Annotated in this window: 7 protein-coding genes and 1 pseudogene; 4 read left to right on the forward strand and 4 right to left on the reverse strand. The window is 62.6% G+C overall.

What is annotated here, in order from left to right:
* A pseudogene (locus HUJ17_RS00755) lies at positions 1 to 1,069 on the reverse strand (hypothetical protein); the annotation flags it as partial.
* 143 nt (positions 1,070 to 1,212) lie between these two features.
* Between HUJ17_RS00755 and HUJ17_RS00760 the strand changes: the two are divergent.
* The 4 genes from HUJ17_RS00760 to HUJ17_RS00775 all read left to right on the forward strand — a co-directional run bounded on the left by HUJ17_RS00760 (position 1,213) and on the right by HUJ17_RS00775 (position 3,996).
* Positions 1,213 to 2,676, forward strand: a complete 1,464-nt coding sequence (locus HUJ17_RS00760; RefSeq protein ID WP_290508912.1) for a phospholipase D family protein — start codon at positions 1,213 to 1,215, stop codon at positions 2,674 to 2,676.
* Positions 2,677 to 2,755: 79 nt separating this feature from the next.
* Positions 2,756 to 3,199 (forward strand): thioesterase family protein, encoded by a 444-nt coding sequence (locus HUJ17_RS00765; protein ID WP_290508913.1) that lies wholly within the window; start codon positions 2,756 to 2,758, stop codon positions 3,197 to 3,199.
* Positions 3,200 to 3,253: 54 nt separating this feature from the next.
* The gene (locus HUJ17_RS00770) at positions 3,254 to 3,514 is read left to right on the forward strand and encodes a hypothetical protein (RefSeq protein WP_290508914.1); all 261 of its coding nucleotides are present in this window, start codon (positions 3,254 to 3,256) and stop codon (positions 3,512 to 3,514) included.
* 41 nt (positions 3,515 to 3,555) lie between these two features.
* Positions 3,556 to 3,996: a thioesterase family protein gene (locus HUJ17_RS00775; protein ID WP_290508915.1), complete on the forward strand. Its 441-nt coding sequence runs from the start codon at positions 3,556 to 3,558 to the stop codon at positions 3,994 to 3,996.
* 158 nt (positions 3,997 to 4,154) lie between these two features.
* On the opposite strand, the gene pta is transcribed toward HUJ17_RS00775, so the two are convergent.
* From pta to HUJ17_RS00790, 3 genes are all read right to left on the reverse strand, one after another.
* Positions 4,155 to 6,230, reverse strand: coding sequence for a phosphate acetyltransferase (pta, locus tag HUJ17_RS00780; protein ID WP_290508916.1), 2,076 nt, complete (start codon positions 6,228 to 6,230; stop codon positions 4,155 to 4,157).
* Positions 6,230 to 7,429 carry an acetate kinase gene (locus HUJ17_RS00785; RefSeq protein WP_290508917.1) on the reverse strand — a complete coding sequence of 400 codons (1,200 nt, stop codon included), beginning with the start codon at positions 7,427 to 7,429 and terminating at the stop codon, positions 6,230 to 6,232. The genes pta and HUJ17_RS00785 overlap by 1 nt, the downstream gene beginning before the upstream one ends.
* A gap of 177 nt (positions 7,430 to 7,606) precedes the next feature.
* Positions 7,607 to 8,587 (reverse strand): NADPH:quinone oxidoreductase family protein, encoded by a 981-nt coding sequence (locus HUJ17_RS00790; RefSeq protein WP_366470875.1) that lies wholly within the window; start codon positions 8,585 to 8,587, stop codon positions 7,607 to 7,609.
* Positions 8,588 to 8,604: the final 17 nt, after the last annotated feature.

An 8,604-nucleotide genomic window follows, 5' to 3' on the forward strand; every position in this document is an offset into this window, starting at 1 on the left:
TGTTGAACTGGGTGTAGCTTTCCGGGGTGGCCAGCCAGTCGATCAGGTTAATGCTGAGCTGGGCGGCGTTGCCCGCATCGGTCCACCCCGGGTAGGTATTTTTGGTGTTGCCGTTGTCCTGGCGCTTGTACTTGGGTGAGGCATCTTCAATGGGGCTGGAGTCACCGATAAAGGCGGCCTTGCCGGGGCCGGACTTGGCGATGGCCACATAGGGGCCTTCGGCGGTGCCGCCGAAGTAGAGCCCGGAATCCACCGCGTGGGTCCAGCGGCTGGGGCTGTCGCTGGTGGAGAAATACACCAGGCCCTTGGCCTTGTTCGGGTCGGTGATGGCCAGGGTGGCGCCACCGGCCATCAGTACCGGGCCCACGCCGGTGGTCAGCCCCTCAACCTGGCTGGCGGGTTCGATGCCGCTGGCGCCGCTGTGCCAGTCGATGGCATTGAAGCGGAAGCGAATGCCGAACTCCTGGGCCAGCCAGCCGCTGGCGGTACCCGGGTTACGCAGGTCGCCGTAGCTGCCGCCCACATTGAACTGGGACAGGGTGGAGCGGTTATAGCCGTTGAACACTTCGGTGCTGTCCCAGGTATTCAGGTTGCGGTCCGCGTTGTAATGGTCGGCCACAAAGAAAATGCCCTTGCCGGCGGCCACAAAATCTTCCAGTGCCTGCTGTTCCGCCTGGGTGAAGGGGCGGTTGCTTTCCGCCAGTACCAGCACATCCGCGTGACTGATGGCGGTGTAAGTGATGACCGCTTCGTTGGCGTTGCTGTTGGCGGTGGTTGGGGTGGTGTAGTCGTCCACAAACTGGATAACGCCGTCGCTGTTCTTGTCCACACCCCGGTATTCCTGCACCGTATAGCCTTCGGCCACCAGCGCATCGGCGAAGTCGGAAAAGGCGCCGTCGATGACCCAGTCCGCGTTGCCTTCGGTGCCCCCGTGGGACACGTCGAACAGCACCACCTTGCCGTTGTCGTTGGCGCCGGGGGTCTTGATGGGGGCGGGGTAGTTCCACTGGTAGGCATGGGCCGACCCCAGTGAGGCGGCCAGCAGGCCGGCGAAGAGAATGCGTTTCATGAGTGTTCATCCCTGAGCAAAAATGGAGTGCCCAGAGGGTGGCGGTGCGACAAGTCCCGGCCGTAAAAATCCTGTGAATTTTCGGTGAACCCTGTTCGTTTTATGGCAGGGTAGGCACTACGGCCAAAAACAGGAAAATCGTCATGGACCGGTCATGGCCGGGTCATGGAGACAGTCGATGGAGAGATGTGGGTGAACAGGGAGATAACAGCGTGAGTGCGGTGACCAGCCCGATGATGCTTTCCTCCCTGGCCCTGGTGGCTGACAGCGATCAGGCATTTACCTTGCGCATCACCCTGGCCCGTCTTGCCCGGCGAACCCTGGATGTGCAGTACTACATCTGGGATGACGACACCACCGGTAAGCTGCTGATCTACCGGGTGCTGGAGGCGGCACGCCGGGGTGTGAAAGTGCGCATGCTGCTGGACCACGCCAACCAGCTGGGTCGGGATGTGAAGTGGGCGGCGCTGGATGCGCACCCCAATATCGAGGTGCGCCTGTTCAACGCTTTCCGGGGGCGCTACAAGCACGTCTTGCAGTGGCTCCACCACATGCCGCTGCTTAATCACCGCATGCACAACAAGGCCTGGATCGTGGATGGTGAGCGGGCAATCGTGGGCGGCCGCAATATTGCCGATCACTATTTCGGCGTGAATGCCTCCACCAACTTCCGTGATCTGGACTTGTACGCGCGCGGTCCCATCGTCGCCGATACCCAGGCGGCGTTTGACTGTTACTGGGACAGCCCGCTGGCCATGCCCATGAAGACCCTGCGTCGTTACCGGGAGTCGGCGGCGGAGCGTGTCTGGCAGTGGCTGCGACAATGGCGCCGCTCTCTCAAGAACTACCCCTACCTGTTTCCCCAGCACGAAGCCTTCTTCACCGATTACCTGGCGGGACAGGACCGCCAGTGTGTGCAGGCCCATGCGGTGCTGCTGTTCGATAGTCCTGACAAGGCCGCCGGGGTCAAACAGACCCTGATGGGGGATCAGCTGGCCCACCTGCTGGCCCGGGACGATCATCAGGAATTGCTGATGGAGGCCAGCTACTTTATTCCCGGTGATGCCTTTGTGGCCGAGCTGGCGGAGATGAAACAGCGGGGAGGCCGCGCGGCGGTGCTTACCAACAGCCTGGCCACCAATGATGTGATTGCCGCCCATGGTGCCTATGCCCGTTATCGAGATGGACTGCTGGAGGCCGGGGTGGAACTGCACGAACTGAAAGCCAATGCCCGCGCGCTGCATCGTCAGGTAAGGCTGTTCAAGGGGCGCTCCCGGGCCAGCCTGCATACCAAGGCCATGGTGCTGGACCGGCGCGAGGTCTTCGTGGGCTCATTCAATATCGATCCGCGCTCGGTGCATCTGAATACGGAGATGGGCTACTACGTGGCGTCTGCGGAACTGGGCCAGCAGGTCGCGGCGTTCATCGAAGAAGGCCTGGCGCCGGAAAACAGTTATCGGGTCGATAAAGAGCAGGGAAAACTGACCTGGGCCGGGGATGGCCATGACGGTCGGCCGGAGGTGCGCCACAACGAACCCGACGTGACGGTGTGGCGGCGCATGCTGGCATGGTTGCTGTCGCTATTGCCCATTGAGCGAATGCTGTAAGCGCGGCAAGCTCGAGTAACGCCAATGGCCATCTTACTGCCACTGTAGGAGCCATGCATTAGACGTTTTGGAGAACATCATGCCCCAGCCGTTCTGTTTCCGCTTTCGGGTTCGTTACAACGAATGCGACGCTCAGCAAGTGGTTTTCAATGCCCGTTACGGGGATTACGTGGATCTCGCCATGACAGAGTTCATGCGCGCCATGGGCTGTGACTACAACCAGTTGCTGGCGCAGGGGCTGGATAATCAGGTGGTGAAGCTGACCACGGAATGGCAATCCTCCGCACGCTTTGACGATGTGCTGGACGTGTTCGTGTCACTCCAGCATTTGGGCAATACCTCCTTCACCCTGGAAGCGGATATCCGCCACGCGGACGAAGGACGAGCCATTGCCCGTGCGGAAGCGGTGTACGTGATGATGACCACGGAACCGTTCGCAAAAACCCCGGTGCCTGACCACCTGCGTGAGTTGCTGCAGGCCGGGGCGCCGGGGGTTGTGATTGATCAGAGTGGGCGCCCGTAACGAAGGGAGTTACGCCTTTGCTGATCTCTCAGCGCCAGATTCCCGGCAGCGAGAGTGCTGCTCGAACTGAAAGCCAATGGCCTCATCCTGCAGCACCGCCAGATATTGGCGGAGGCATTCAATATCGATTCGTGCTCGGAGCATTTGAATGCCGAAATGGGCTACTATGCGGCGTCTGAAGTAGTGGGCCAGCAGGTTGATGCCGTTACCGAAGAGGGGACGGTGATCACACCGTCGGGTTTTCGCTGTCCCGGTAGTTCGCCACACGCTACAACCCTCCTGCCGCCATGCAAACATCGTTATTTGCTCCGCTGACTCTTCGGACCGTCCTGTATTGAAAAGTTTTGGAGAGTGTTATGCCCCAGCCGTTCTGTTTCCGCTTTCGGGTTCGCTATCAAGAATGCGATGGCCAGCAAGTGGTTTTCAATGCGCGTTATGGCGATTACGTGGACCTCGCCATTAAGGAATTCATGCGCGCCCTGGGGTGCGAGTACAGCCAGTTGCAGGCGCGAGGGCTGGATAATCAGGCGGTGAAGCTGACCATAGAGTGGCAATCTTCGGCGCGTTTCGACGACGTGCTGAACGTGTTCGTGTCAGTGAAGCAACTGGGTAACACCTCCTTTACTCTGGAAGCGGAAATCCACCACGCGGACGATGGCCGCGCCATTGCGTCTTCGCAAGCGGTGTACGTGATGATGACCAACGAACCGTTTGAAAAGACACCGGTGCCCGACGACCTGCGAGAATTGTTTCAGGTCGGAGCGCCGGGTGTGGTGATCGATCAGAGTGGTCGATAAGAGCAGTTGCAAGTAACAAGTTTCAACGCGGGCACGGCATCAACGACTGATGAATCTGTGCCCGCGACTCAACCTGGGCGCGGGCACGGCGCCTAAAACCCTTCGGTCCAGGCCCGCGCCTTGAAACTTGTTACTTGCAACTTGAAGCTCTGCGTTCCTCACAGGTCCGCCGCCTGAATGGCGGTGAGGGCGATGGTGTAGACGATGTCGTCCACCAGGGCGCCGCGGGACAGGTCGTTCACCGGTTTGCGCAGCCCCTGCAGCATGGGGCCGACGCTGATGCAGTTGGCGCTGCGCTGCACCGCCTTGTAGGTGGTGTTGCCGGTGTTCAGGTCCGGGAAGATGAACACGGTGGCGCGGCCGGCTACCGGGCTGTCCGGGGCCTTGGCTTTGCCCACGCTGTCGATGGCAGCGGCGTCGTACTGCAGCGGGCCATCCAGTAACAGATCCGGGCTGGCCTCTCGGGCCAGTCGGGTGGCTTCTCGCACTTTTTCCACATCGTTGCCGGTGCCGGAATCGCCGGTGGAGTAGCTGAGCATGGCTACCCGCGGGGTGATACCGAAGGCTTTTGCCGAGGCGGCGCTCTGCCGGGCGATCTCCGCCAGCTGCTCGGCGTCCGGGTCCGGGTTTACCGCACAGTCCCCGTAGACCAGCACTTGCTCGGGCAGCAGCATGAAGAAGATCGACGACACCAGGTTGTATTCCGGCGCAGTCTTGATCAGCTGCAGGGCCGGACGGATGGTGTTGGCGGTGGTGTTGATGGCGCCGGACACCAGACCATCCACTTCGTCCAGGGCCAGCATCATGGTGCCCAGCACCACGGTATCTTCCAGCTGGGCGCGGGCCATGGGGGCGTTCAGGCCCTTGTTACGGCGCAGCTCCACCATGGGTTCCACGTACTGTTCGCGAATGCTGTCCGGGTCGAGAATTTCCAGGCCTTCCGGCAGGGTAATGCCCTGGGTGCGGGCCACGGATTCCACCGCGTCCCGTTTGGCCAGTAGTACGCAGCGGGCAATGCCACGCTCCTGGCAGATGGCCGCCGCCTGTACGGTGCGCGGTTCGCTGCCTTCCGGCAAGACAATGCGTTTGTTGGCTTCGCGGGCCCGTTGCACCATGCGGTAGCGAAAGGCCGGCGGCGACAGGGTCAGCTCGCGGGGGCTGCCGCAGCGCTCGCGCAGCCATTCATGGTCCAGATGGCGGGCCACAAAGTTGGTCACTTTTTCCACCCGCTCGCTGTCGTCCACCGGGATTTCCCGGTTCATGCGGTTCAGGTTGGTGGCGGTTTCGTAGGAGCCGGTATCTACCGTCATCACCGGCAGGCCCGCATCCAGCGCACTCTGGCACAGGCGCATTACCCGCGGGTCCGGCTGGAAGCCGGTGCACAGCAGCAGCCCGGCCAGGGGTACGCCGTTGCTGGCGGCCAGGCTGGCGGCAACAATGATGTCGTCCCGGTCGCCGGGGGTCACCACCAGTACCCGTGGCTGGAACAGCTCCACGGTATTGGGCAGGGCGCGGGCGCAAAGCACGATCTTTTCCATGCGCCGGTGCTCGTCATCGCCGGCGTGCAGCACGTTGGCGCCGAGCAACTTGGCCACGTCGCGGGTGCGCGGGGCATTCAGTTCCTCCTGCCAGGGCACGCAGCCGAGCAGGCGCAGGTCGCCTTTCTCCAGGGCGGGAAATTGCTGCCGGAGTTGCTCCGGCAGGCTGTCGTCACGCACCTTGTTGAGGACTACCCCAAGCACCTTGTCGTTGCGACTGCCGCCGAACTGACGGCAGTGAATTTCCAGGCTGTCGGCCAGGGCGGACACGTTACCGTCTTCCGGTGCCGCCACCAGAATCACGTCTGCCCCCAGGCTGCTGGCCAGAGCCGCGTTCAGGCGAGCGGCATAGCTCACCGTGCGGGTGGGCACCATGCCTTCCACCACCATCACGTCCTTGCCTTCGGCGGCCTGATGAAAGCGCTGCACGATCTGCTCCAGCAGGTCGTCCAGCTGCCCGTCGCCGAGGTACTTTTCCGTCTGCTCCAGGGGCATGGGTGCGGGCGGTTCAATGGCGAAGGTGCGGGTGATCAGTTCACTGGATTGCTCCGGGCCGGTGTCGCCGGGGTGGTGCTGGGCAATGGGCTTGCAGAAACCGATCTTCAGGCCGCCCTGTTCCAGGGCCCGCAGCAGCCCCAGGCTGGTGGAGGTGAGCCCCACGCCGAAGCCGGTGGGGGCAATAAAGTAGATCTGCATTATGTCTCCTTATTGGCGCCGATGGCGGCCAGGGTTTCCAGGGCGATCTGGCGTTCCTCGTTGGTGGGCACCACCAGAATGCGGGGGCTGTTGTCGGCCTGGATTTCGCCGCTGGTGCCGCCCACGCAGGCACGGTTGGCATCGTCGTTGATGGCCAGCCCCATGAGCCGCAGATGGGCCACGGTCTTGGCCCGTACCAGGGCCGAGTTCTCGCCGATGCCGCCGGTGAAGATCAGCCCGTCCAGCCGGGTCAGGGCACAGGCCTGGCCGGCCAGGGATTTGGCCAGGCGGTAACAGAACACCTCGATGGCCAGGGTGGCGCCTTCATGGCCTTCGTTGCTGGCTTGCTCCAGGGTGCGCATATCGTTGGACAGGCCGGACAGGCCCAGCAAGCCGCTTTCCCGGCTCAGCACCTGGTCGGTGTGCTGCGCCGACCAGCCCAGCTCCCGTTCCAGAAAGGCGTGCAGGCTGGGGTCCACATCGCCGCTGCGGGTGCCCATCACCAGTCCTTCCAGGGGCGTGAAGCCCATGCTGGTGTCGCGGCTGTGGCCATCCTGTACCGCGCAACTGGAGCAGCCGTTGCCCAGGTGGGCGGACAGCCAGCCACTGGCGTCCACTGGCATACCAGTGAGGGAGGCCGCCCGGCGGGTGACATAGCAATGGCTGGTGCCGTGGAAACCATAACGGCGAATGCGTTGTTGTTGATACAACTTGATGGGGAGCGCGTAGCGGTAGGCGTGTTCGGGCAAGCTCTGGTGAAAGGCGGTATCGAATACGGCCACCTGGGGCAGGTCGGCAAACAGGGCCCGGGCGGCGTCGATGCCAAGCAGGTTGGCCGGGTTATGCAGGGGTGCCAGTGGGCTGGCGGCGCGGATTGCTGCCAGGGCGGCGTTATCCAGCAGTCCGGCGGCGGTGAACTGCTCGCCGCCGTGGACCACCCGGTGACCAATGCCAGCCAGGCGATTGCCGGCGTAGGCCTGCACCCGGGGCAGCAGGGCTTCCAGTGCCTGGCGGTGATCCGCGTCGGCCAGGGGGTGTTCCTGTTGCTCACCATCCTGCTGCCAGCGCAGTACGGCCTCGGGGCTGTTCAGCCTTTCCGCCAGCCCTTCCAGGGGAAAGTCGCTGCTGTCTTCGTCCACCAGGGCGAATTTGATGGACGAGCTGCCACAGTTGATTACCAGTACCAGCGGTGTGGTCATTCCTGCCTCCTTGCCATAGCGAGCTTCCACTATATACAAGGTAAGGCGGGGCTGTATCACCGGGTTGGTGGCGTTAGTGTAAGGGGGTGAGAGTGGGGAATAATGTGGTCCCGCCGCGATTATCCGTGATGACAATCGCGGTGGAACCACCGTTCCCACAAACGCAGGCTCGGTGTATCAGGCGCCGGCAATATCCAGCACCACTTTGCCTTTGGCGGTACGTGAGGTGAGCGCGGCGAGCGCTTGTTCGTAGTCCTCGAACTTGAACACCTGGCTGATGCGCGGATTGATCTTGCCCTGATTGAACAGCTGCATCAGTTCCATGATGTTCTGGATGTTGGTCGGTGGCTCCTTCTGGGTGAAGGCGCCCCAGAACACGCCGACGATGGAGCAGCCTTTCAGCAGTGCCAGGTTGGCGGGGATTTTCGGAATGTCGCCGGCGGCGAAGCCGACGATCAGCAGGCGGCCGTTCCAGGCCATGTTGCGGATGGCGGCTTCGGTGAACTTGTCGCCCACCGGGTCGTAGATCACGTCCACGCCTTTCGGGTAACGCCGTTTGAGCGCGTCCTTCAGGTCTTCCTCGGCGTAGTTGATCAGGTCATCGGCGCCGGCCTCCCTGGCCACTGCCAGTTTCTCTTCACTGCTGGCACAGGCGATCACGGTGGCGCCCATGGCCTTGCCCAGCTCCACGGCCGCCAGGCCCACCCCGCCGCTGGCACCCAGCACCAGCAGGGTTTCCCCGGGCTGGATGTTGGCGCGCTGCTTGAGGGCGTGGTAGCTGGTGCCGTAGACCATGGAGAAGGCGGCGGCGGTGTGGTCGTTCATGCCGTCCGGTACCGGGATCAGCTGGTTTTCCGGCACCAGGATTTCTTCCGCAAAGGCACCGTAGCCGGTCAGGCCCATGACCCGCTGACCGGGTTTGAAACGCTGAACGCCTTCGCCCACGGCCAGCACTTCACCGGCCATTTCGCCGCCCGGTGAAAACGGCAGCTCCGGCTTGATCTGGTACTTCCCTTCGATGATCAGGGTGTCGGGGAAATTCAGCCCGGCGGCCTTTACCCGTACCTTCACCTGGCCCTTGCCCGGCTCGGGGGAAGGGATGTCGTCGATGACCAGCGTATTCGCCGGTCCCAGTTCCTTGCACAAAATCGCGCGCATGCGTTGCTCTCCCGGAA

The organism is Alcanivorax sp. (genome assembly GCF_014762765.1).
GTDB lineage: Bacteria > Pseudomonadota > Gammaproteobacteria > Pseudomonadales > Alcanivoracaceae > Alcanivorax.